Raw genomic sequence first — 22,652 nt, 5'->3', positions numbered from 1 at the left:
GACGTCGAAGACGCCCGTCGCAGCGACGTCGAAGGTTGCGCTCACGAAGACCGGGCCGGCGACGGCGACGATCGCCGTCGTGCGCTGACCTCAGCGGTAGTCACGGTCACGGTGCTGCCCGGCCTCGTCGCCGGACTGCACCCGCGCGGCTTCGCGTGCCCGCAGCTCGACGCGTCGGATCTTGCCGGAGATCGTCTTGGGGAGCTCGGGGACGAACTCGATGATCCGCACCCACAGATGCGATGACAACCGTTCGTGCGCGTGGGCGAAGATCGCGCGCGCCGCATCCGAACCGACGGCCGGGGCCTCCGGGGTCAGGCAGATGTAGGCCTTCGGCACCGCAAGACGCGTCGGATCGGGACTCGGGATCACCGCTGCCTCGATCACGAGGTCGTGCTCGAGCAGCACGGACTCGAGCTCGAAGGGCGAGATCTTGTAGTCGGAAGCCTTGAACACGTCGTCGGAGCGGCCGACATAGGTGAGATAGCCGTCGTCGTCGCGCACGGCGATGTCGCCCGTGTGGTGGTAGCCGCCCGTCCGTGACTCCGCGGTCTTCTCCGGGTCGTCGTAGTAGCCGGCCATGAGCCCGAGCGGCGGCTGCGACAGATCGAGCGCGATCTCACCCTCGCCCTGCCCCTCGGTGACCGCGCCGGTGACCGGGTCGAGCAGCACCACCGGATAACCGGGCAACGGGCGTCCCATCGAGCCGACCTTGACCGCCTGGCCGGGGGAGTTGCCGATGCACGCGGTCATCTCGGTCTGACCGAACCCGTCGCGGATCGTCCCGCCCCAGGCGTCACGCACCCGGTCGATGACCTCGGGGTTCAGCGGCTCGCCCGCGCCCACCAGTTCGCGCGGAGGGCGGGTGAGCCGGGCGAGATCGGCCTGGATCAGCATGCGCCACACCGTCGGCGGCGCACAGAACGTCGACACGTGGTGGGTGTCCATGACCTGCATGAGGGTGTTCGCGTCGAAGCGGGCGTAGTTGTAGACGAAGACGGTGGCCTCGGCCAGGAACGGCGAGTAGAAGCTGGACCACGCGTGCTTGGCCCAGCCGGGGGAGGAGATGTTGAGGTGCACGTCGTCGGGGCGCACCCCGAGCCACCACATGGTCGACAGGTGCCCGATCGGGTAGGAGGCGTGGGTGTGCTGCACGAGCTTCGGGCGGTTCGTCGTGCCCGAGGTGAAGTAGAGCAGCGCGGTGTCGGACGAGGGGGTCGGACCGTCGGGCTCGAAACCCGCCGGAGCGGCGGTGGAATCGGCGAAGCGTGCCCAGCCGGAGGAGATGTCGTCGCCGACGCCGATGCGCAGGATGCCGGGATCGATGTCGTCGAGGCGATCGGCGAGCGCTCCGAGAGTGATGACCGCCCGCGCGCGTCCGTGCTCGACGCGGTAGGCGAGGTCCGAAGCCGACAACAGGGTCGAGGTCGGGATCGACACGGCGCCGATCTTCGTGATCGCCAGCATCACCTCCCACAGCTCGATCGTGTTGTTCAACATCACGATCACGTGGTCGCCGCGACCGATGCCGAGCGTGCGGAGCCAGGAGGCGACCTGGTCGGATCGCGCCGAGAGCTGCCCGTAGGTCCACGAGCGCAGGCTCAGGTCGGCCTCGACGATCTGCACCGCCGGGCGGTCGGGGTTCTCGCTCGCGACCACGTCGAACCACTCCAACGCGAAGTTGAACTCGTCGACCTCCGGCCAGACGAATCCGTCGCGGGCCGCCGCATAGTCGGTGGCGTTCGCGAAGAGGAAGTCCCGCATCTCGCGGACGGTGTGCGTGGCGGCGGTGGCGCTGCGGCTCATGGTGCTCCCTTGCTCCTGGCTGGCGTGCCTTCCATCCTCGCGCACGCACCGACGCTCCGCTCGTTCCGGTCGCACTTCGTGCCGTCTGAAACGGAATCGGACGGCACGAAGTGCGACCGGAAGGGTCAGGTGGAGAGCACTCCCGGTCCGTCGCGCAGTTCGAACACGAGCTGGGTCTCGGTGCCGCGCACGACGGGGTGCACCGTGATGTGCTCGAGAACGATGTCGCGCAGGGCCGTCGCATCCTGCACGGCCACATGCACGAGGAAGTCGTCGACGCCGGCGACGTGGAACACCTGGAGGACGCGCGGGATGTCGACCAGGGCATCGAAGAGGGCCGTCACCTTGTCTCCTGTGTGGTTCGCCAGGCGCACCTTGATGATCGCCTGCAGCGGGAAACCCAGAGCGGCCCTGTCGACGCGGATGCGCGTGTCGCGGATCACTCCGCGCTCGCGCAGCGCCCGCACCCGATGTGCGCAGGTCGACTCGGCGAGGCCGAGGCGATGTGCGAGCGCCTTGTTCGTCGTCTCGGCGTCGCGGCTGAGCACCGCGAGCAGCTCGAGGTCGGTCTCGTCGAGTTGTGCTTTCGCCAAACGGGGGGCCTCCTTGCCCTTCGGATCCTGCACAGAATAGCGTTCAGCGTCGAATTTCTGGCGGCTTCTGTCGAGTTCCTGCGGTTTCATCGTGATTCCGGCAACGTGGAGTCATGACTGCACCGCTGCATCCCGACACCGTCGCCGTCCACGGCGGCCGCTCCGACCTCGAGGGGCTCGGGGTCCACGCGCTGCCGATCGATCTGTCGACCACGAACCCGCTCCCGGACATCGAGCGCGGCGGCGACTCGTACGAGGCCATGGCGACGGGAGGGCGTCCTCCGGCGGACGGCAGCATGGTCTACGCACGACTGTGGAACCCCACGGTCGCCCGCTTCGAGGAGGCACTCGCCGAGCTCGAGCACGCCGAGGCCGCGGTCGCCTTCGCCTCGGGCATGGCCGCGATGACGGCCGTGATCCTGGCGCACACGGGAGCGACCGGGGCGCGCCACGTCGTTGCGGTGCGTCCGCTCTACGGGGGGACCGACCATCTGCTCGGCTCCGGCCTGCTCGGCGTCGAGACCACCTACTGTCACCCCGACGAGGTCGCTGCGGCCGTGCGCCCCGACACCGGCCTCGTCGTGGTCGAGACCCCGGCGAACCCCACCCTCGACATCGCCGACATCGCCGACGTCGTGCGCCAGGCCGGCACGGTGCCGGTCGTCGTCGACAACACGTTCGCGACCCCGGTGCTGCAGAATCCGATCGACCTCGGGGCGGCGATGTCTCTGCACAGCGCCACCAAGTACCTGGGCGGGCACGGCGATGTGATCGCCGGCGTCGTCGCGTGCAGCGAGGAGACGGCGGAGGCTCTGCGCCGCGTGCGGGCGGTGACGGGAGGGCTGCTGCATCCCCTCGGGGCCTATCTGCTGCACCGCGGTCTCACGACCCTCCCCGTGCGGGTGCGGCACCAGCAGGAGAGTGCGCGGCGGATCGTGCAGTGGCTCATCGATCGCCCCGAGGTCGCCGAGGTGTTCTACCCGGGACTCGACGGCGACCCGCGCGGCATCCTGGAACGGCAGATGCGCGGTACCGGCGCGATGATCGCGATGCGCATGCGCGGCGGATTCGCCGCGGCCTCTGCGGTCACCACCGCGACCGCACTGTTCACGCACGCGGTGTCGCTCGGCGGAGTGGACTCGCTGATCCAGCATCCGGCGGCGCTCACGCATCGGCCTGTCCCTCCCGAAGCGCGTCCGGCAGCCGACGTGCTGCGTCTGTCGATCGGTTTGGAGGATGTCGACGACCTCATCGCCGACCTCGCCCAGGCGTTCGCCGGCGTTCCGGCCTTCGAGGTCGACGCGCCCCTCTCCGACCGGGTCACCTCCTCGCACGCGGCACACCGGGGGGCAGTTCGCGCCTGAGGAGGTGGCTCGGCGCTCCTGTGGCGGATCAGAGGGAGGGGAGCCGGATCGTGCCGGTGGCGATGCGCTCGGTCGGCATCCGGTCGCGGTCGTAGGTGATCTCCGTGTAGCCGTGCGGGGTCGGCACCCCATCGTCGTCGAGGCTGACGAACACGATCCTCTCGATCGTGAGGATGCGCTTGCGCGTGATCATGTTCCTGGCCACCGCGCGCATGGTGAGCGACGTCGTGCCGAAGTGCGTGGCCTGCAGGCCGATCTCGATCAGATCGCCCTGCACGGCCGAGGCCTCGAAGTTGATCTCCGAGATGTGCTTGGTGACGGCACGGTAGTTGCCGAGCTGGACGATCGCATAGATCGCCGCTTCTTCATCGATCCACTTCAGCAGGCTGCCGCCGAACAATGAGCCGTTCGCGTTGAGGTCCTCCGGACGCACCCACTTGCGCGTGCGGAAATTGAGTCCGTCCTCCGACCACTGCCACGCCGGTGCCTTCTGCTTCGCCATGGGCACGAGGCTAGGCGGGTCGTGAGTCCGCGATGTTACGGCCCCTTTTCGCGCAGGGCACAGGGGCCTGGCACCCCCGTTTGTGCACTAGCCACAAGAAACTGAGTTTCATCGGTGCTGAGACTTGGTTTCGAGCGGCAAATCCGGGGGTCGCGAGTCGGGGTGCCCATACAGTCGCCGGTGGCAACGACGCCACTGACCCCGGGAGTCCTCAATGACGAGTACCACGCCCCACTCGCACGGAATCGGCATGCGCATCGCCGTGATCGTGCTCAGCCTGCTGCTGGCCGCGATGGTGATCCTGTTCTTCGCGACGACGAGCAAGATCGCCGCCGGTGCCTCCGAGCTCGCCGACGGAACGACGTCCGCGAAAGACGGATCGGCCGACCTCGCTGCCGGTGCCGCAGACCTCTCGGCCGGTGCGTCGCAGCTCGCCACGGGGACAGGTGTCCTCTCCGCGGGCGCGGCCAGCGCGCAGGAGGGCTCCCAGAAGTTGAGCGACGGGGCCACGACGGCGGCGAGCGGTGCCATGAGCCTGGCCGACGGCGCGAGCAGCCTCGCCGCCGGCGCATCGACCGCGGCAGCCGGTGCCGGCAAGGTCAGCGGGGGAGCCCAGAGCGCGCTCGCCGGGGCTCAGGAGCTCTCGACGAAGATGGCGCAGGCGGATGCCGGGGCGCAGACGCTGGCAGCGGGAGTGTCGACCCTGGCCGCCGGAGTCAACGGAGCGCACGCGTACGCCGGGCAGGTACTGGCGGGTGCGAGCGCGCTCAGCGGCACGCTCGGCACGAAGGTCGACGCGAACGTGATCGCTCTCGCGCAGCCCGAAGCGAAGAGCCTCCTGCAGGGAGTGGCCGCTACGGCGCCAGGGCATTCGCAGCAGCTCGCCGATGCTCTCGCCGGGATGCTCGCCGCCGACCCGAAGAACCCGCAGCTCCAGGCGCTCGCCGGCCTGGCTGCCGGCGTCGATCAGGAGGTCGACGCGATGGCTCCCGTGGCGGCCAAGGGGTCCGACCTCGCCCAGGGGCTCGTCGCCGCCGCCGGCGGGTCGGCGAAGGTCACGGCCGGGGTCAACGGCCTCATCAACGGCGACGTCGCGAACAAGTGGCCGGGCACCGTGGCGCTGGTCGCTCCCCAGGGGGCGCCGGCCCTCGTCGCGGGCGCGCAGTCCCTGCACTCCGGCACGTCGCAGCTCTCGGCCGGCGCCGCCACGCTGGCCGCCGGGCTGCAGACGCTCTCCACCGGGGCCTCCTCCCTCTCCTCCGGCACGGCGAACCTCAGCGCGGGCGCAACCCGCCTGAACGACGGCGCCAGCACGCTCGCCACCGGCGTCGGTGCGCTGCAGGCCGGGGCCGGCGACCTCAACATCGGCATCGAGAAGCTCTCCGCCGGCGCGGCGACGGTCGCGGACGGCTCCGGCGATCTCGCGGACGGCGGCGACAAGCTCGAGGCCGGGGCCGCCGACCTCGCCGCGGGGAACGGGTTGATCGCCGACGGCTCCGGCACCCTCGCCACCGCCACCGCGGGGGCCGCGCCCTCGATGCTGCCGTGGATCCTCGGCATCGCCCTGGCCGGGCTGATCGCGATCGGCTTCTGGGTCGGTCACCGCATCTCCCATCGGCGCTCACTGGCCCTCGCCGCCTGATCCGCGTCCGCTCACCCCACCCGCCTCCATCCCCACCCGAGGGCCTGGGCGGATGCCTCCCCACCGGCATCCGCCCAGGAACTCGCATCTGCCCGCATCCGCTCGCATCTGCCCGCATCCGCTGACGGCAGAGCCGCCCAGGGCAGAATCCGCTCCGCACGCCTGCGGGGCGACAGAGGCTGGGGGCATGAGCGAAGACAACCCCATCCCGCAGTTCGGTCCCGAAGCCCGCCGCGCACTGTTCCACGAGCGGGTGCTCGTGCTCGACGGTGCTCTCGACGACGACAACGGCACGCTGCTGATGACCCAGCTGCTCGCGCTGTCGGCCGAGGACCCCGTCGCCGACATCGCGCTGTGGATCCACTCGCCCGGCGGCTCCGTGCCGTCGATGCTGGCCATCCGCGACATCATGCGGCTGATCCCCAACGACGTCGCCACGCTCGCCCTCGGACTCGCCTGCAGCGCCGGACAGTTCCTGCTCTCCGCCGGTAGCCCCGGCAAGAGACGGGCGCTGCCGCACGCACGCATCCTGATGCATCAGGGTTCCGCGGGCATCGGCGGATCCGCGGGCGAGCTCGAGACGCAGGCCGACGACCTGCGGCATATGCGCGACACCGTGCTCGGCCTCATCTCCGACGACACGGGCCAGCCCATCGCGCGCATCTTCGAGGATTCCCTTCACGACCGCTGGTACACCGCGGTGCAGGCGCAGGACTACGGCTTCATCGACGGCATCGTGGCCTCGATCGCCGAGGTGATGCCGCGACGTCGCGCGCGCGTCGGACTGGGGGCGGACGCATGAGCGGCTACACGATCCCGAACGTCATCGCGCAGCATCCCCGAGGCGAGCGCATCATGGACGTCTATTCGCACCTGCTCGCGGAGCGGGTCATCTACCTCGGCACGGGCATCGATGCGGGGGTCGCGAACGCCCTCATCGCGCAGCTGCTGCATCTCGACGCGGACAGCCCCGAATCCGGCATCCAGTTCTACATCAACAGCGAGGGCGGCGATCCGGGCGCAGCGCTCGCGATCTACGACACCATGCAGCACATCCGTCCCGGCGTCGCGACCACCTGCGTCGGGCAGGCCATCGGACCGGCAGCACTCCTCGTCGCTGCCGGAGATCCGGGTGCGCGGGCCGCCCTCGCCCATGCGCGCATCGTGCTGCACCAGCCGGCCGGACAGTCCCGGGGTGCGATCCCCGACCTGATCCTCGCGGCCGACGAGGTGGTGCGGGTGCGCTCCGACATGGAGGAGATCCTGGCCAGGCACAGCGGCCGGACGGTCGCGGAGCTCCGGGTCGACACCGATCGCGACCGGGTGTTCACCGCCGCCGCCGCCCTCGACTACGGGCTGGTCGACACGGTGCTGGGAGCGCGGAGCTGATCTGCAGTCCGGGCTCGCGGACGGATGCATGAGCGGCGGACGACTGCATGACCGGTGCGATGCCTGTGGTCATGCATCCGTCCGTCGATCATGCAGATGACGGCTCCGGGATCACGCGGCGAGGGCGAACGCGCCACGCGAAGGGGCCGTCGATCGCAGACTGTCGGCAACGTCGCTCGTCAGCTCGACGAGGCTCGTGTCGAGGGCTCCGGCGATCGCGGCGATCATCTCGCTCGACGGCTCCTTCAATCCCCGCTCGACCTCGGAGAGGTACTGCGGCGAGACACCGGCCTTGTCGGCGGTCTCGGAGAGGGTCTCCTCGCGGTCGTGACGTCGGCGGCGCAGCTGGTCACCCAGCAGGTGTCGCCACAGGGGCTCGGGATCGCTCGGGCGGGGGCGATCGGAGCGAGGGGTGCGCGGGAATGCGAGGATGTCGGCCATGCCTCACGATAATCCGCGGCATCCGGCGGCTTCGAGCGGTTCTGCTCAGAGCAGAACAGTGGTTCAGGAGTCTGCGCGCCCCGAGGTGTGATCGGGCGTGGGAGTGCGATCGGGAGCGGGCTCGGGCTCCGCGGCGACAGGTGCGGCCGCATCCGTCGCCGCCCAGCTGGCGAGCATCCGCAGCTTGTCCGCCGACGCCGTGCCCGGCTCCGCGGTATAGGTCGACAGGTGGAGTCCCGGATCGGCCGGCAGCTCGAACGCCTCGTAGGTCAGCTCCATCTCTCCGACCACCGGATGCGCGATGCGCTTCACACCCGTGCGGTGGAAGCGCACGTTGTGGGCGGCCCACAGCGTGCGGAACCGCTCGCTCCGCGTCGAGAGCTCGCCGACGAGGTCGGTGAGCTTCCGATCGAACGGATTGCGGCCGGCTTCCCCGCGCATCGCCGCGACGAGCTCCTGCGTGTTGCGGTCCCACTCCGGGTAGAACTCCTGCGCCGCCGGATCGAGGAACGCGAAGCGGGCGCTGTTGGGCTGCGGCTGCGCGAACACGGGCGCGTAGAGGGCACGGCCCAGGGCGTTCCCGGCCAGGTAGTCGAAGTAGTTGTTGCGCACGATCGCCGGCGCCTCGGTCATGGCATCGAGCAGGCGGAGGATGCTCGCACGCAGCTCCGTGGCCTTCTTCCGCGGCGTGCGTGCGACCGGCGAGGCGTTCGCGGTGCGGGCGAGGTCGAACAGGTGCGCGGTCTCGGCCTCGTCCAGCTGGAGCGCGCGGGCGAGGGCGTCGAGCACGCTGTCGGACGCGCCGGACAGGTCGCCGCGCTCGAGCCGCGTGTAGTAGTCCACGCTGACACCCGCGAGGAGCGAGACCTCCTCGCGGCGCAGGCCCGGTACGCGGCGGTTGCCCCCGAATGCGGGGAGGCCTGCCTGATCGGGGGTGATGCGTGCGCGCCTCGTGGAGAGGAACTCGCGCACCTCGCTGCGGGTGTCCATGCCTTCGACGGTACGCGCTCAGCGACCGTCGAGGGAGGTACTGGCGGTACCGGTGACCGATCCGCGACGCCTCACAGTGCCGCGGTCACCCCGGGCAGCAGCTTGCCGAGGATCGCCCCCAACTGTTCGCGCTCCTGTGCGGTGAGCGGATCGAGCACGAGCTCCCGCACCTGCTCGACGTGCACGGGGGCGGCCGTGCGCAGCATCTCCCGTCCGGCCGGAGTCAGTGCGGCCGAGAGGGTGCGCTTGTCGGACCCGCACGAGGTGCGGGTGACCCAGCCGCGTTCCTCGAGAGAATCCAGAGCGTGGCTCAGGCGGGAACGGCTGAGGCCGGCGATGCGGGCGAGCTCGGTCATGGTGACGGCGCTCTCACCCTGACCTGCCAGGGTGACGAGGATCGCATATCGGGCGTGGTTGAGCCCGACCTCTTCCTTCAGCGTGCGATCGAGCACCTGCGGCAGCAGCTGGACGAACCGGATGACGGGGAGCCAGGTGTCCATCTCGGTGTCGTCGAGTCGACGCGGATGCTGCTGCTCCGCCGTCATGCTGTCATCCTGGGTGTCACTCGGGTATCCCGCGGGTGTCACGCTGCCGACAGGTCGAGCGTGTGCGCCGTGTGGTCGCGCTTCGCCTGCAGGTAGCGGGTGTTCGCTTCCGACAGGTGCACCTCGGTGCGCACGTGCTCGGTGACGCGGATGCCGAGCGCTTCGAGCTGCACGGCCTTGTCGGGGTTGTTGCTCAGCAGGCGGATGCCGTCGACGCCCAGCGCGTTCAGCATCTGGGCGGCCACCGTGTAGTCGCGCTCATCTTCGCCGTGGCCCAGGGCGACGTTCGCCTCGTACGTGTCGAGGCCCGCGTCCTGCAGCGCGTAGGCGTCGAGCTTGGCGTACAGGCCGATGCCCCGGCCCTCCTGGCGGAGGTAGAGCAGGAACCCGCCTTCGTCGGCGATGCGCTCGACGGCTTCGCGCAGCTGGGGGCCGCAGTCGCAGCGCTCGGACCCGAACACGTCGCCGGTGAGGCATTCGCTGTGCGGACGGACGAGCGGTGCGTCCCCGCCGTCTATCGCGCGTTCGAGTGCGGCGCGCCAGTCGCCGAGCCCGAGCAGCAGGTGCTCGCGGCCGTCGACGAGGCCGTCGAAGGTGACCACGTCGGCGGTCGTGGAGAAGCCGTCGCCGAAGCGCAGCGGCACGCGGACGCGAGTGCGTTCCGTGGCGACCGGAGCGACGGTTGAAGTTTCAATCATGTCGGGTGCAACGCGGCGCTCGGCGGACTATTCCCGGATCCCAGGATTTCGGAGGGGTTCCGTCAGAACCTCCCATCCGCGAGGGATTCGGTGTGGACTGGAGTCCACGCGACAGAAGGAGCACCACGAATGCGCGGAGTAGTCATGCACGCCCCCGGCGACGTCAGGGTCGAGGAGCGAGAGAAGCCCACCATCACGCGGCCGACCGATGCGGTGATCCGCATCGCCGCGACCTGCATCTGCGGCTCGGACCTGTGGCCGTACCGCGGTGCCAACGACGTCGACCACGCGCCGATGGGGCACGAGTACGTCGGCGTGGTCGAGGAGATCGGCGCCGAGGTGCAGACGCTGCGGGTCGGCGACTTCGTCGTCGGATCCTTCATGGCGTCGGACAACACGTGCGAGATCTGTCAGGCGGGGTACCAGTCCCGCTGCGTGCACGTGGTGCCGATGGGGCGCTACGGCACGCAGGCCGAGTACTCGCTCGTCCCGCACGCCGACGGCACGCTGGTCGTCACGCCCGGCCGGCCCGACGCCGATCTGATCCCCTCACTGCTCGCCGCGTCCGACGTCCTCGGCACGGGATGGTTCGCAGCCGTGGCCGCCGAGGTCGGACCGGGGAAGACCGTCGCCGTGGTCGGCGACGGCGCGGTCGGGCTCCTCGGGATCCTCGCCGCACGGGAGCTCGGTGCCGAGCGCATCATCGCGATGAGCCGGCACGCCGATCGGCAGGCGCTGGCGCGCGAGTTCGGCGCGACCGACATCGTCTCCGAACGCGGGGATGAGGGAGTGGCCCGCATCAAGGAACTCACGAACGGTCTCGGTGCGCATTCGGTGATCGAGGCCGTCGGCACCCAGGAGTCGATGATGCAGGCGATCCGCTCCACCCGCCCCGGAGGCCACGTCGGCTTCGTCGGCGTCTCTCACGACGTGGCGCTGCCCGGCGAGGAGCTGTTCTACTCCGGCGTGCACCTGCACGGCGGACCTGCGCCCGTGCGGCGCTTCCTCCCCGAGCTGATCCAGCTCATCTGGGACCGGAAGATCGACCCGGGCAAGGTGTTCGACCTCACCCTTCCGCTCGAAGAAGCCGCCGAGGGCTATCGGGCCATGGACGAGCGCCGCGCCACGAAGGTGCTGCTCACGGTGTGACCTCGCGGCGGGCGGAGATCTCCGTGTCGGGCGGAGATTCGACAGGAGATTCTCCGCCCATGGCGTGGTTCTCCTCCCGAGCCTGCGGCGATGTTTGTGGCTGTGCCCGCCGCCGCCGCACGATCCTCAACTCGCTCGCGAGGATGCCGAGCACGACGAGCGCTCCGCCCACGAGCGCGGTCGCGGGCAGGCGTTCACCGGCGATGCGTCCGATGACTCCTGCCCACACCGGTTCCCCGGCGTAGATGATCGTCGCGCGGGTGGGGGAGACCGACTTCTGGGCCCAGTTCATCGTCAACTGGATCAGGCAGCTCGCCGCTCCCAGGCCGACCGCACAGCCGACCCAGATCCACGAGAACTCCGGCACGCCCTCGCCGACCACCGGCATCGTGAGCAGTCCCAGCACTCCCGCGGTGAGCAGCTGCACCACGGTGATGCGTCCGAGGTCGATCTTCCCGGCGAAGAGGCTGATCAGGATGATCTCGGCGGCGATCGGCAGCGTGCTGATCATGGTCGCGATCTCGCCCGCGCCGAGAGTCAGCGCGAAGGCATCGGGGCCGGCGATGAACAGCAGTCCGACGAAGGCCAGACCCGCCCCGACGAACGCCATGGCGGGCGGGCGCTTGCGGAACACGGCCCACTGCGCCAGCGGCACCAGCGGCACGTACATCGCGGTGATGAAGGCCGAGGTGCTGCTGTCGACGGTCTGCAGCCCCAACGTCTGGAGGCCGTAGCCGAGGTAGATCATCACCCCGATCGCGACGCCCGCGCCGACATCGCGCCAGCGGATGCCGCGCAGCACGCGTCGGAAGATCACGATGCTGATCAGTCCCGCGATGAGGAACCGGATGCCGACGAAGAACCAGGGTCCGGAGTGCTCCATCGCCCAATGCACGAGCAGGAACGTGCCGCCCCAGACGGCGGTGATCGCGATGAGCGCGGCTTCCTGCGGTCGGAACCGCATCCAGCGGAGACGAGAGGGCATCGTTGGCCCTTTCTCGACGTTGCCGGATCGAGCCTAGTGCGCCGGACCCGTCGCTCGGATCGTGACGGAAGAAGACGATGACGCACCGGACGCCGCCGCCGACTCGGTAGCCTCGCAGCATGAGCGACTTCGTGAGTGCCGTCGAACTGAACGACCTGCTGACCCGGGGTGCACCGGTGCGCGTGATCGACGTGCGGTGGCGCCTGGATCGTCCGGAGGCCGGGCACGACGACTACCTCACCGGGCACATCCCGGGCGCCGTGTTCGCCGCGCTCGACACCGAGCTCTCCACCCATGGCGAGCCGTCGGAGGGACGGCACCCGTTGCCGTCGACGGCCACCCTCCAGGACGCGGCGCGTCGGTGGGGCGTGCGTGCGGGCGACACGGTGGTCGCCTACGACGACTTCAAGGGGATCGCGGCCGCCCGTGCCTGGTGGCTGCTGCGTCAGGCCGGCGTCGATGTGCGGGTGCTCGCCGGCGGCATCCGCGGGTGGAAGGATGAGGGCTTCGCCGTCGCGACCGATGATGTGGCGCCGGATCGTGGCGATGTCGTCCTCACGGAGATCGGTGCGGATGCGCTGACGATCGACGAGGCCGCCGCGTTCCCGGCATCCGGTGTCCTGGTGGATGTGCGGGCCCCCGAACGCTACCGCGGCGAGACCGAGCCGCTCGATCCCGCGGCAGGACACATCCCCGGCGCACGCAACCTGCCCACCCTGCTGCATCTGGACGCCACAGGCCGCATCCTCGACCGGGAGACCGTGCTGGCGAACTTCGCCGAGATCGGCGTCACGCCGGGCACGGCCGTCGCGGCATACTGCGGTTCCGGCGTGACGGCCGCGCACACCGCCCTGGTCCTGCATGAGGTCGGCATCGAGGCGAAGGTCTTCCCCGGGTCGTGGAGCCAGTGGTCGAACACCCCCGGCCGACCGGTCGCGACCGGAGATCAGCCCGGCTGATCCTCCCGGGGGCCATAGCCCCAGTGCAATCCGAGGGCACCGGGGCCGAAAGCCCGGCGCACCAGATGCACCGACGTTCCCCGGGGCGGCGGCAGCGGCGTCATGATGACGCCGTCCGGTGTCTCGAGGTGCTCCTCGCACCAGTCAGGGATCGCGTCCGGATGGAAGCGTGTCCACACCAGCAGCTCTCTGGCCTTCTGCGCCAGGGCGTGGCCGGTGTCGCGCGTCGCGGGGTAGTCGGGCGGGTACTCCACCGACCACTCCACCATCGCCGTCTCCGGCGCGGTCAGCGGCACATCGAGCTCGAACAGCACCCCGTGCACCTCGCCGTCGGGGTGGGAGTAGCGCGCGGCGATCCGGCCCCCTGCCACCGCCTTCAGCAGAGGTGCGGGGGTGCGCACCCCGGGGGTGATCTCGAGGAAGGGGATCGCCGTGATCGTGCCGACCGTGGACTGCACGATGCTGCGCGTGATGCTGAATGCGACGTTGCCGTCCGCGCCGACATCGGTCACCGAATGCGTCGTGAGCTCGCGGGAGGTGTCGGGGTAGGAGGCGCCGAGCGCGCGGAAGGCGTCGATCACCGCCAACTCGAGCTCTTCCTCGTCGATCGGGAACTGGTTGGGTCCGAGCGGACCTGTGCGGTTCGTCGATCGGAGCAGTCTGCTCAGCGCCCCCGTGTCGAGTCCGAGGAGTTCCTCGATGTCGCTGAGCGCGGCGAGCGACTGCGCCCCCTCCGGCCGTCGCGCGCCGGATCGCCAGTAGCTCAGCGTGGCCATCGACACGCGGTTCCCGCGCGCCTTGAGCTGACGCTGCAGCCACGACAGCGTCACCGGCTTCGCGTTTATCGCGTCGCGCAGGGCGTTCGCGAAGTCATCGGGTTCGGCTCTGCGCGCGTCATCTTCGAAACTCATCACAGATCCCCTCCGGTATGTGAAGATCAGCGCCTTAGAGTGAGCATACGACCGCACGCGCGTACCTCAGGGGACCGGGTGGGCATGTGGGGTCACTTGGCCGTCTTCGCAGGCAGGGTGCCCGACCCTGCGATCACCGGCCTGACGCAGTGATGCCCCCCTTGCTGCGTATGTCGTGAAGCCCGGCAATCGATCTGGGGAGATCAGCCGGGCTTCACGAATCCTCCCTCCGCAGGGCTCCCGGCGTTGCGGCTCCGCCGCCCCGCGTAGACTGGGAGCAACACCCCGGAGGACTCTGGACCGTCATGTCTGCCCCTGCTCGCGCATTCACCATGCGCCACGTGCAATTGCTGCGCGCTCTGTTCGCCGCAGTCGCTGCACTGATGATCACGTTCTCGTCTGATCACTCCGCCGCCGTCGGCCTGTCCGTGTTCAGCGGCTTCGTCTTCATCACCGCTCTCGTCCAGGTGCTCGCCGCCTGGCTGGTGCTCCCCGCCGGCTCACGCTGGTCGTACGTCCTGCTCGCCGCGGTCGGCGTCGTCGCCGGCATGGTGAGCGGAATCCCGGTGTGGCGTTCCGACGACCTGTTCTTCATCATCGTCTCCTGCTGGGCCATCGTCAGCGGCGGCATCGAGCTGCTCGCCGGCATCCGCTCCCGGCGCACCGGCGGCATGCTGTCGCGCGATGCGATCACCGTCGGGGGCCTGGGTGTTCTGCTCGGCGTGGCCCTGCTGCTGATCCCGGCCGGGTTCCTGCAGGAGTACACGATCGACAAGGCCGGCACGTTCGTCCTCTCCGGGATCATCCTCGGCGTCGGCATGTTCGGCGGCTATGCGGCGATCGTCGCGGTCTTCCTCGGCATCGCCGGCCTCACGCCGAAGCAGGTCGATGCCGTCGCCACGGTGTCCGAATCGAACGACAGCGCCGCCCCCGCGGAGCATGGAGGAGAGCGATGAGCGACGAGAAGCCCACCCGCCGGGACATTCTGCGGCCCCTGCACCTGCTCCTCATCGCGCTCGGCTGCGGCGTCTTCGCCATGGTCGTCACCCTGGTCTCGACCGGAGCCTTCACCGCACGCGTGAACGCGTCGATCGCCGACGGCACCTACGACGGGCTGACCCCGATCGCGCTGGGGCTCGTCGTCGGCGGTGGGGCGTTCATCGTGACGCTGCTGATCCTGGCGATGCTCATCCTCGCCGTCGATCCGTCCGACGTCACCAAGACGATCGATCGTCCGGTGCTGTACGACCCGGAGCCCGACGGGGAGAGCCCTGACTCCGAGGCTTCCGGCCGCCCGGCGTCCTCCTGACGCGCTCCGCAGGAGCGGTAGATCTGCTCGTCGACGGGACCCTCTAACATCCGATTAAAGAGCGCGTCAGGCGTTCTGAGTTGCGCGGATCTCGGGTACTTTCGGCGTACCCTCTGGACAATCGTCTCTAGACATCCGATGTCTCGTGTCGGACACTGACTTCTGACGCGCCCCGCATCCACGACCGGTTGCGAGACCGCACGGCCCCAGATGATCAACGATGCTCCGGAGGTTTGCTGTGATGATGGACCCCATTTCCCGCCGACAGGCGCTGCAGGTGGGCGGCCTCGCCCTCCTCGCCCCGCTCGTCCCTCAATTCCTGGCCGCTCGGCCTGCGGCTGCGAACGCATTCTCGGTGGACGCCGCTCTGCGCGCCGTCCCCGCCGGTGCGATCCCGCGTCCGCAGCTCTCGCCGTACGCCCTCTGGTACGCGACCCCGGCGACGAGCTGGGAGACGCAGGCGCTCCCCATCGGCAACGCGCGCCTCGGCGCGAAGTTGTTCGGGAACCCGGACGCCGAAGTGATCCAGTTCAGCGAGCAGAGCCTGTGGGGCGGCGTCAACGACTACGACAACGCGCTCGCCGGCCAGCCCGACGGAGCGTACGACACCAGCGTCACCGGTTTCGGTTCGTTCCGCGACTTCGGCGAGGTGACCGTCGCGTTCGGCGCGCGCACCGTCGTGAGCTCGCCGGGAGGCCCGTACGAGGTATCGGGTGGCGAGAGCGTCGAGAAGACCTTCGACGGGAATCCGGCCACGAAGTGGTGTCTGATCGCGCCGCCCGCCGAGGTGATCTGGCAGGCCGATCTCGCGGAGCCGGTCGCCGTCTCCTCCTACGCGCTCACGAGCGCGAACGACGTCCCCGCCCGCGATCCGCAGGACTGGCGGTTCGAAGGGTCTGCCGATGGAGCGGCCTGGGTCGCGCTCGACACGCGGGCTGAAGCGCCGTTCCCGCAGCGGCTCCAGACCAAGAGCTTCTCGTTCGCGAACACGACGGCGTACGCGCACTACCGCTTCGTCTTCGCGCCGAAGGCGGGGGTCAGTCACTTCCAGGTCGCCGAGGTCGCGCTCGGCGGGGTCGACCTCGCACAGGGGAGCGCCGTCTACGTGTCGTCGCCCAGCGGCCACGCCGACTCCCTCGTCGGCACCGTGGACGCCGACCCCGCGACCGTCTGGGCGGTTCCGTCGACCGGGTCAGGGGCGGTCTGGCAGGTCGAGCTCAGCGCCAAGCTCGCCCTGAACGGCTACGTGCTCACGAGTGCTCCCGATGCGCCGGAACAGGATCCGCGGGACTGGACGGTCTCCGGCTCGGACGACGGGCTCGGCTGGAAGACGCTCGACACGCGCACCGGGGAGACGTTCCCGGAGCGCGGCACCGGGCGGGTCTTCTCGTTCGCGAACACCACCGCCTACACGATGTACCGCATCTCGTTCTCCGCACCCGGCGCGCTCCGTCTCGGCGGCATCGCCTTCACCGGCGGTGGCTTCAGCACCGCCGGAGCCCGCGCCGTCGTCGATTACCGACGTGCACTCGATATCGCGGACGGCACCCACAGCACCCACTTCGCCACCGCACAGGGCACGGTGCTGCGTGAGGCGTTCGCCAGTCGGGATGCCGACGTGATCGCGGTGCGGTTCACCGCCGACCGCCCCGGTGCGCTCACCGCTCTCATCACCCTGGTCTCGAAGCAGGACGGCGTCGCGACGACAGTCGACACGGGCGGCCGCCGAATGGGCTTCGCCGGAACCATGGCCAACAACCTCACGCACGCGGCCGCGGTGCGCATCGCGGAGACCGACGGAGAGGTGGTCGCCGCCGAGGGCGGACTGCGCGTCTCCGGCGCAGCGAGCATCACCCTGCTGCTCGACGCCCGCACCGACTACCGCCTGAGCGCCGCACACGGATGGCGCGGTGCGGCGCCGCAGCCGGCGATCGAGAAGGCCCTGAACGCGGCGGCCTCCCGCTCGTGGAAGAGCCTCCGCTCGGCGCACACCGCGCAGGTCTCCGAGCTCATGCAGCGCGCGAAGGTCGAATGGGGGGTCACCGACGGCGCCGTGATGGCGATGCCCACCGACCGTCGACTGCTCCGCTACGGCACGGGCGAGGCCGACCCGACGCTGGAGCAGACGCTCTACGCCTACGGGCGCTATCTGCTCCTCAGCTCGTCGAAGCCCGGCGGGCTGCCCGCCAACCTCCAGGGACTGTGGAACAACAGCAATCAGCCGGCGTGGGCCAGCGACTACCACACGAACATCAACATCCAGATGAACTACTGGGGGGCCGAGACCGCTGACCTCCCGGAGTCGCACGAGGCCCTCGCGACCTTCATCCGTGAGGTGGCCGTGCCCAGCAGAATCGCCACGCGGAACGCGTTCGGCGCCGACGTGCGCGGGTGGACCGCCCGCACCTCGCAGAGCATCTTCGGCGGCAACGCGTGGGAGTGGAACACGATCGCCAGCGCCTGGTATGCGCAGCACCTCTACGAGCACTGGGCGTTCACGCAGGACAAGAAGTACCTGCGCGATCTGGCCTACCCGCTGATCAAGGAGATCTGCCAGTTCTGGGAGGACCAGCTCAAAGAGCTCCCCGACGGCACCCTGGTCGCGCCGATGGGCTGGTCTCCCGAGCACGGCCCGCGCGAAGACGGGGTGATGCACGATCAGCAGATCATCTGGGACCTCTTCCAGAACTACCTCGAATGCGCGAAGGCCCTCGGCGTCGACAAGAAGTACCAGGGGACGATCGCCGACATGCAGCAGCGCCTGGCTCCGAACAAGATCGGCCGCTGGGGGCAGCTCCAGGAGTGGCAGACCGACCGCGACGACCCGAACGACATCCATCGGCACACCTCGCACCTGTTCGCCGTGTACCCGGGACGCCAGATCACCCCGGATACTCCGGAGCTCACGGCGGCGGCACTGGTCTCACTCAAGGCGCGTTGCGGAGAGAAGGAGGGCGTGCCGTTCACCGCTGCCACAGTCTCGGGCGACAGTCGCCGTTCCTGGACCTGGCCGTGGCGCGCGGGACTCTTCGCGCGCCTGGGCGACGCCGAGCGGGCAGGCATCATGGTCCGCGGCCTGCTCACGTACAACATCCTGCAGAACCTGTGGGCGAACCACCCGCCGTTCCAGCTCGACGGCAACTACGGCATCGTCGGCGCGATCGCGGAGATGCTCGTGCAGAGTCATGGCGACGTCATCCGGCTGCTGCCCGCCGTCCCCGCGGACTGGGCGGTGAGCGGATCGTTCGCCGGGCTCCGCGCACGGGGCGGATACCGCGTGGACTGCACGTGGCGGGACGGGAAGGTCGTCGCCTACGACGTCGTCGCCGATCGGGCACCGAACATGAGCAACGTGATCGTGGTCGTGAACGGAGAACGTCGCAAGGTGAAGCCGGGCAACCCGAAGAACGGCAAGCCCATGCGCGACCTCGGCCCGGCGCACTGACCCCGGCGGCACCGACGTCGGAGGGCGACGTCGGTGCCGCCATCCCGCATGAATCCGGAATACCGCTGCGGTTGATCGGCTTGTCCCTGTAGTGACTGCCTCCGTCGACCGCGCCTCCATCGGACTCCGGTCGGAGCGGGGCCCCATTCTCGGCGCGCTCATGCTGGCCACCGGCCTGATCGCGATCGACGCCACGATCCTCGCGACCGCCGTGCCCAGCATCGTCCGCGACCTCGGCAGCTACCAGCAGTTCCCATGGCTGTTCTCGGTGTACCTCCTGGCACAGGCCGTGAGCGTCCCCATCTACTCCCGCTTCGCGGACACCGTCGGACGCAAGCCGATCATCCTGCTCGGCATCGCCCTGTTCCTGCTCGGCTCCATCCTCTGCGGATTCGCGTGGAGCATGCCCGCGCTGATCGTGTTCCGCATCATCCAGGGCATCGGCGCCGGTGCCGTGGCACCGATGTCGATGACCATCGTCGGCGACATCTACACCGTCGCCGAACGTGCCAAGGTGCAGGGATACGTCGCGAGCGTCTGGGCGATCTCGTCGGTCGTCGGCCCGGCGCTCGGGGGGATCTTCGCGCAGTTCGACGCCTGGCGGTGGATCTTCTGGATCAACATCCCGCTCTGTCTGATCGCCGGATGGATGCTGCTGCGCAACTACAAGGAGCAGAAACAGACCCAGAAGCACAGCATCGATTACGGGGGAGCGGTGCTGCTCACGATCGGGCTGACCGCGCTCATCCTCGGCATGCTCGAGGGCGGGAACGCCTGGGCGTGGCTGTCGGTGCAGAGCGCCCTCTGCTTCGGTCTGGGAGTGATCGCGCTGATCGCCTTCGGGTTCGTCGAGCGCCGCGTCGCAGAGCCGATCGTCGACCTGCGCCTCGCGGGTCGACGGCTCATCCTCACCACCACGATCGTGTCGCTCGGTGTCGGCGCACTGATGCTCGGTGTCACCAGCTTCGCTCCGGCCTACCTCGAAGGGTCCACCGGCATCGCCCCGTTGCTCTCCGGTCTCGCGGTCGCCGCTCTGACCCTCGGCTGGCCGCTCGCCGCCGCGAACGCGGGACGCCTGTACCTGCGCATCGGCTTCCGCCGCACCACGTTGATCGGCATGAGCATCACGACGGTCGCCGCCATCGCCCTGGCCTCCGTCGCCTCGTGGCCGAATCCGTTCGTGATCGCCGGCATCGCGTTCCTCTTCGGCTTCGGGCTCGGATGGAGTGCGGCGCCGACGCTGATCGCCGCGCAGGCCTCGGTCGGCTGGGGCGAGCGCGGGGCGGTGACGGGTATGAACGCGTTCGCGCGTTCGGCCGGGAGCGCCGTCGGCGTGGCCGTGTTCGGGGCGATCTCCAATGCCGTGATCGCGCAGGGCGTCGGTCCCGACGATCCCGGCACGATCATCCATGCGTCGGTGTGGGTGTTCGTCGCGGTCGCCGTGACCGCGGTGCTCACCCTGCTCGCCGCCGTCTTCATGCCGAAGGACAGTGTCGAGGAGCACTCCGGAGAGTCGGCCCCCTAGCCCGCGTGCCTTCCTGCGCGCGTGCACTCGTCGATCGTGACGGCGACTGGGGGAGGAGTCGGGCTCAGCCTCGCGGCTACTGCGCGAGCTTCTCTGCGATACCCGTGTACGTCGCCGGGGTCAGCGCGAGCAGGCGCTGCTTGGCGGCGTCGCCGATCTCGAGACCCTGCACGAACTCGGCGAGGTCGGCCGCGCCCACCCTGTGGCCGCGCGTCAGCTCCTTGAGGAGTGCGTACGGGTCGGTGATCGTGGAGCGTCCGGCGACGACCTCGGCGCGGATGACGGTCTGGATGGCCTCGGCCAGCACCTCCCAGTTCACGTCGAGGTCGGCGAGCAGCACGTCACGCGAGAGCGAGATCGCGTTCAGGCCGCGGCGCAGGTTGTCGAGCGCGAGCAGCGAGTGCCCGAAAGCCACGCCGATGTTGCGCTGCGTGGTCGAGTCGGTCAGGTCGCGCTGCAGGCGGCTGGTGACCAGCGTCTGGCCGAGCGATGCGAGCAGGGCGCCCGAGATCTCGAGGTTCGCCTCGGCGTTCTCGAAGCGGATCGGGTTGATCTTGTGCGGCATCGTCGACGAACCGGTGGCCCCGGCGACCGGGATCTGCGCGAAATAGCCGAGCGAGATGTAGGTCCAGATGTCGGTGGCGAGGTTGTGCAGGATGCCGCCGGCGTGACGCACGCGGTCGTACAGCTCGACCTGCCAGTCGTGCGACTCGATCTGGGTGGTGAGGATGTTGAAGCCGAGCCCCAGGCCCTCGATGTACTCGCGGGCGATGGTCGGCCAGTCGGCGTCGGGGTCTGCGGCCAGGTGCGCAGACCAGGTGCCGGTCGCGCCGGAGAACTTGGCCAGGTAGTCGGAGGCGGCGATCTGACCGCGCACCCGTTCGAGGCGCCAGGCGAACACCGCGAGCTCCTTGCCCATCGTCGAGGGCGTCGCGGGCTGGCCGTGCGTGCGCGAGAGCATCGCGGCGTCGGCGTGCTCGACGGCGAGCTCGCGGAGCTTCGCGATCACGGTGTCGAGGGCCGGGAGCCAGACCTCCTCGACAGCGCGCTTCACGGTGAGGGCGTAGGAGGCGGAGTTGATGTCTTCACTCGTGGCCGCGAAGTGCGTGAGTTCGGCGATGCCGTCGAGTCCGAGCGTCGAGAGTCGATCGCGCACGAGGTACTCGATCGCCTTCACGTCGTGCTGGGTGACGGCTTCCTTCTCGGCGAGCCAGTCGATCTCGGCCTGACCGAAGTCGCGGTAGAGGGCGCGCAAGCGCTCCTTGTCCGACTCCGGCAGCGGCGAGGTCTCGAACAGCGAGCGGTCGGTGAGGGCGATCAGCCACTCGACCTCGACCTCGACGCGCGCCCGGTTCAGGCCGGCCTCGGACAGGAAGTCGGCGAGACCGGTGACGGCGCCGCGGTAGCGACCGTCGAGCGGGCTCAGGGGCTGCGGCGGGAGCGAAGGCTGGAAAGTCAGGGGAGTCCTCCTGATCGGGCCCCTCAGATGCGGGGCGTGCGGGGGAGACGCAGAGCGGGTTCGAGCTGGCGGAACAGGCCCCGAGTCGCCGCCTCAATCATACCGAGCACGGAATCGAACATCTCCGCGCCCGCGTAGTAGGGGTCGGGCACGTCATGGGTCGTGGCGTTCGGGTCGAAGGCGAGAAGCAGGGTGACCTTCCCCTCCTCGTCCTCGTCGTGCGCCCATTCCCGCAGGATGCGCTCGTGCGTGCGATCGAGGGCCACGACGAGGTCGTTGTCCGCGAAGGCCGCGGCGGTGAACTGGCGGGCGCGGTGCTGGGAGCCGTCGTAACCGCGACGGGCCAGGGAATCGATCGTGCGGTGGTCGGCGCGCTCGCCGAGATGCCAGTCGCCTGTTCCGGCGCTGCGCGAGACGATGCGCGGGCCGAGTCCCTGCCGCTCGGCGAGGTCGCGGAAGACGACCTCGGCCATGGGAGAGCGGCAGATGTTCCCCGTGCAGACGAAGATCACGCGGAAGGGATCCGGGGATGTCACACCTACATTCTGCCCGGCCGCGGGCCTCCTGCACAGCGCGCACCGCCTCGCGCGATCCTCTGCACACCCTGACCGGGCATCCATCTCTCCACCGTTCGCGGCGATCGGGCAGGGCGAGAAGCCCGTGATCCCGGAAGCTGGGGCCATGTACTCGTTCGTCAACATCCTCGATGTCGGCTCCGCGCACCTCGGCGACCTGCTTCTCGCCTCCCAGGAGATCGGAGAGGCGATCTCCACGCTCGAAGAATCCGGGGCGACTCTGGTCGCGCTCACCGATCGCTCCGACTGGCAGTCCGAGGGGTTCCGCGCGCTGAACGCGTTGCTCGAACGGCTGCGCGACGACACCGGAGTCGAGATCGGACACCTCTCGGTGCGGAGATGGGAACTCGGCGGGGCGGTATGAG

The 22,652-nt window shown here is 69.6% G+C and carries 22 protein-coding genes; 11 read left to right on the top strand and 11 right to left on the bottom strand.

What is annotated here, in order from left to right; translation table 11 throughout:
• Positions 1-90: 90 nt before the first annotated feature.
• The gene (locus GZ64_RS0101305) at positions 91-1,806 is read right to left on the bottom strand and encodes an AMP-binding protein (RefSeq protein ID WP_029264858.1); all 1,716 of its coding nucleotides are present in this window, start codon (positions 1,804-1,806) and stop codon (positions 91-93) included.
• A gap of 125 nt (positions 1,807-1,931) precedes the next feature.
• On the bottom strand, positions 1,932-2,399 hold the full coding sequence (locus GZ64_RS0101300; RefSeq protein ID WP_036330917.1) for an Lrp/AsnC family transcriptional regulator: 468 nt from the start codon (positions 2,397-2,399) through the stop codon (positions 1,932-1,934).
• A gap of 113 nt (positions 2,400-2,512) precedes the next feature.
• Here GZ64_RS0101300 and GZ64_RS0101295 point away from each other — a divergent pair, with 113 nt between their 5' ends.
• On the top strand, positions 2,513-3,763 hold the full coding sequence (locus tag GZ64_RS0101295; protein ID WP_029264856.1) for a trans-sulfuration enzyme family protein: 1,251 nt from the start codon (positions 2,513-2,515) through the stop codon (positions 3,761-3,763).
• Positions 3,764-3,791: 28 nt separating this feature from the next.
• Here GZ64_RS0101295 and GZ64_RS0101290 read toward each other — a convergent pair whose 3' ends face one another.
• Entirely contained in the window at positions 3,792-4,265 is a 474-nt protein-coding gene (locus GZ64_RS0101290; RefSeq protein WP_051667797.1) for an acyl-CoA thioesterase, read from the bottom strand.
• Between the two features lie 214 nt (positions 4,266-4,479).
• On the opposite strand from GZ64_RS0101290, the gene GZ64_RS0101285 reads away from it, so the two are divergent.
• The 3 genes from GZ64_RS0101285 (at position 4,480) to GZ64_RS0101275 (ending at position 7,296) form a co-directional block, all read left to right on the top strand.
• Complete coding sequence (locus GZ64_RS0101285; RefSeq protein ID WP_081859629.1) at positions 4,480-5,907, top strand: hypothetical protein; 1,428 nt, start codon at positions 4,480-4,482, stop codon at positions 5,905-5,907.
• Between the two features lie 187 nt (positions 5,908-6,094).
• On the top strand, positions 6,095-6,709 hold the full coding sequence (locus tag GZ64_RS0101280) for a ClpP family protease (protein WP_029264852.1): 615 nt from the start codon (positions 6,095-6,097) through the stop codon (positions 6,707-6,709).
• Positions 6,706-7,296: a ClpP family protease gene (locus GZ64_RS0101275; RefSeq protein WP_029260660.1), complete on the top strand. Its 591-nt coding sequence runs from the start codon at positions 6,706-6,708 to the stop codon at positions 7,294-7,296. Before GZ64_RS0101280 ends, GZ64_RS0101275 begins: the two co-directional genes overlap by 4 nt.
• Positions 7,297-7,407: 111 nt before the next feature.
• Here the strand turns inward: GZ64_RS0101275 and GZ64_RS0101270 are convergent, their stop codons facing one another.
• The 4 genes from GZ64_RS0101270 to GZ64_RS0101255 all read right to left on the bottom strand — a co-directional run bounded on the left by GZ64_RS0101270 (position 7,408) and on the right by GZ64_RS0101255 (position 9,970).
• The gene (locus tag GZ64_RS0101270) at positions 7,408-7,737 is read right to left on the bottom strand and encodes a helix-turn-helix domain-containing protein (protein ID WP_029260659.1); all 330 of its coding nucleotides are present in this window, start codon (positions 7,735-7,737) and stop codon (positions 7,408-7,410) included.
• A 63-nt stretch (positions 7,738-7,800) separates the two neighbouring features.
• Positions 7,801-8,727 carry a helix-turn-helix transcriptional regulator gene (locus GZ64_RS0101265; protein ID WP_051667796.1) on the bottom strand — a complete coding sequence of 309 codons (927 nt, stop codon included), beginning with the start codon at positions 8,725-8,727 and terminating at the stop codon, positions 7,801-7,803.
• Between the two features lie 71 nt (positions 8,728-8,798).
• Positions 8,799-9,272, bottom strand: coding sequence for a MarR family winged helix-turn-helix transcriptional regulator (locus GZ64_RS0101260; protein WP_029264850.1), 474 nt, complete (start codon positions 9,270-9,272; stop codon positions 8,799-8,801).
• A gap of 38 nt (positions 9,273-9,310) precedes the next feature.
• The gene (locus GZ64_RS0101255; protein ID WP_029264848.1) at positions 9,311-9,970 is read right to left on the bottom strand and encodes a GTP cyclohydrolase II; all 660 of its coding nucleotides are present in this window, start codon (positions 9,968-9,970) and stop codon (positions 9,311-9,313) included.
• 129 nt (positions 9,971-10,099) lie between these two features.
• On the opposite strand from GZ64_RS0101255, the gene GZ64_RS0101250 reads away from it, so the two are divergent.
• The gene (locus GZ64_RS0101250) at positions 10,100-11,119 is read left to right on the top strand and encodes a zinc-dependent alcohol dehydrogenase family protein (RefSeq protein ID WP_029260656.1); all 1,020 of its coding nucleotides are present in this window, start codon (positions 10,100-10,102) and stop codon (positions 11,117-11,119) included.
• Here GZ64_RS0101250 and GZ64_RS0101245 read toward each other — a convergent pair.
• Positions 11,109-12,104 (bottom strand): DMT family transporter, encoded by a 996-nt coding sequence (locus tag GZ64_RS0101245; RefSeq protein ID WP_231479802.1) that lies wholly within the window; start codon positions 12,102-12,104, stop codon positions 11,109-11,111. The genes GZ64_RS0101250 and GZ64_RS0101245 overlap by 11 nt on opposite strands.
• A gap of 119 nt (positions 12,105-12,223) precedes the next feature.
• On the opposite strand from GZ64_RS0101245, the gene GZ64_RS0101240 reads away from it, so the two are divergent.
• Positions 12,224-13,063 carry a sulfurtransferase gene (locus GZ64_RS0101240; RefSeq protein WP_021201585.1) on the top strand — a complete coding sequence of 280 codons (840 nt, stop codon included), beginning with the start codon at positions 12,224-12,226 and terminating at the stop codon, positions 13,061-13,063.
• Here the strand turns inward: GZ64_RS0101240 and GZ64_RS0101235 are convergent.
• Complete coding sequence (locus GZ64_RS0101235; RefSeq protein WP_029260654.1) at positions 13,051-13,974, bottom strand: hypothetical protein; 924 nt, start codon at positions 13,972-13,974, stop codon at positions 13,051-13,053. The two genes, GZ64_RS0101240 and GZ64_RS0101235, sit on opposite strands and share 13 nt — an antisense overlap.
• A 305-nt stretch (positions 13,975-14,279) precedes the next feature.
• Here GZ64_RS0101235 and GZ64_RS0101230 point away from each other — a divergent pair, with 305 nt between their 5' ends.
• From GZ64_RS0101230 to GZ64_RS0101215, 4 genes are all read left to right on the top strand, one after another.
• A complete protein-coding gene (locus GZ64_RS0101230) occupies positions 14,280-14,930 on the top strand; it encodes a hypothetical protein (RefSeq protein WP_029264845.1) in 651 nt (216 codons plus the stop codon).
• Positions 14,927-15,283: a hypothetical protein gene (locus tag GZ64_RS0101225; protein ID WP_021201588.1), complete on the top strand. Its 357-nt coding sequence runs from the start codon at positions 14,927-14,929 to the stop codon at positions 15,281-15,283. Before GZ64_RS0101230 ends, GZ64_RS0101225 begins: the two co-directional genes overlap by 4 nt.
• Before the next feature lie 241 nt (positions 15,284-15,524).
• Complete coding sequence (locus GZ64_RS0101220) at positions 15,525-18,728, top strand: glycosyl hydrolase family 95 catalytic domain-containing protein (RefSeq protein ID WP_051667795.1); 3,204 nt, start codon at positions 15,525-15,527, stop codon at positions 18,726-18,728.
• A 91-nt stretch (positions 18,729-18,819) separates the two neighbouring features.
• Positions 18,820-20,253 (top strand): MFS transporter, encoded by a 1,434-nt coding sequence (locus tag GZ64_RS0101215; protein ID WP_029264843.1) that lies wholly within the window; start codon positions 18,820-18,822, stop codon positions 20,251-20,253.
• Between the two features lie 76 nt (positions 20,254-20,329).
• On the opposite strand, the gene purB is transcribed toward GZ64_RS0101215, so the two are convergent.
• Both purB and GZ64_RS0101205 read right to left on the bottom strand, forming a co-directional pair.
• A complete protein-coding gene (gene purB, locus GZ64_RS0101210; RefSeq protein ID WP_046399053.1) occupies positions 20,330-21,712 on the bottom strand; it encodes an adenylosuccinate lyase in 1,383 nt (460 codons plus the stop codon).
• A gap of 23 nt (positions 21,713-21,735) precedes the next feature.
• Positions 21,736-22,185 carry a low molecular weight protein-tyrosine-phosphatase gene (locus GZ64_RS0101205; protein ID WP_231479804.1) on the bottom strand — a complete coding sequence of 150 codons (450 nt, stop codon included), beginning with the start codon at positions 22,183-22,185 and terminating at the stop codon, positions 21,736-21,738.
• Positions 22,186-22,372: 187 nt separating this feature from the next.
• On the opposite strand from GZ64_RS0101205, the gene GZ64_RS0101200 reads away from it, so the two are divergent.
• Positions 22,373-22,651 carry a hypothetical protein gene (locus tag GZ64_RS0101200; RefSeq protein ID WP_136025501.1) on the top strand — a complete coding sequence of 93 codons (279 nt, stop codon included), beginning with the start codon at positions 22,373-22,375 and terminating at the stop codon, positions 22,649-22,651.
• Position 22,652 lies beyond the last annotated feature (1 nt).

The sequence above is a fragment of the Microbacterium sp. Cr-K32 genome (assembly GCF_000708345.1).
GTDB classification, from domain to species: Bacteria; Actinomycetota; Actinomycetes; order Actinomycetales; family Microbacteriaceae; genus Microbacterium; species Microbacterium maritypicum_A.
The sequence above is the reverse complement of the archived record's forward strand: the minus strand, read 5'-3'. Positions and strand labels throughout refer to the sequence as shown.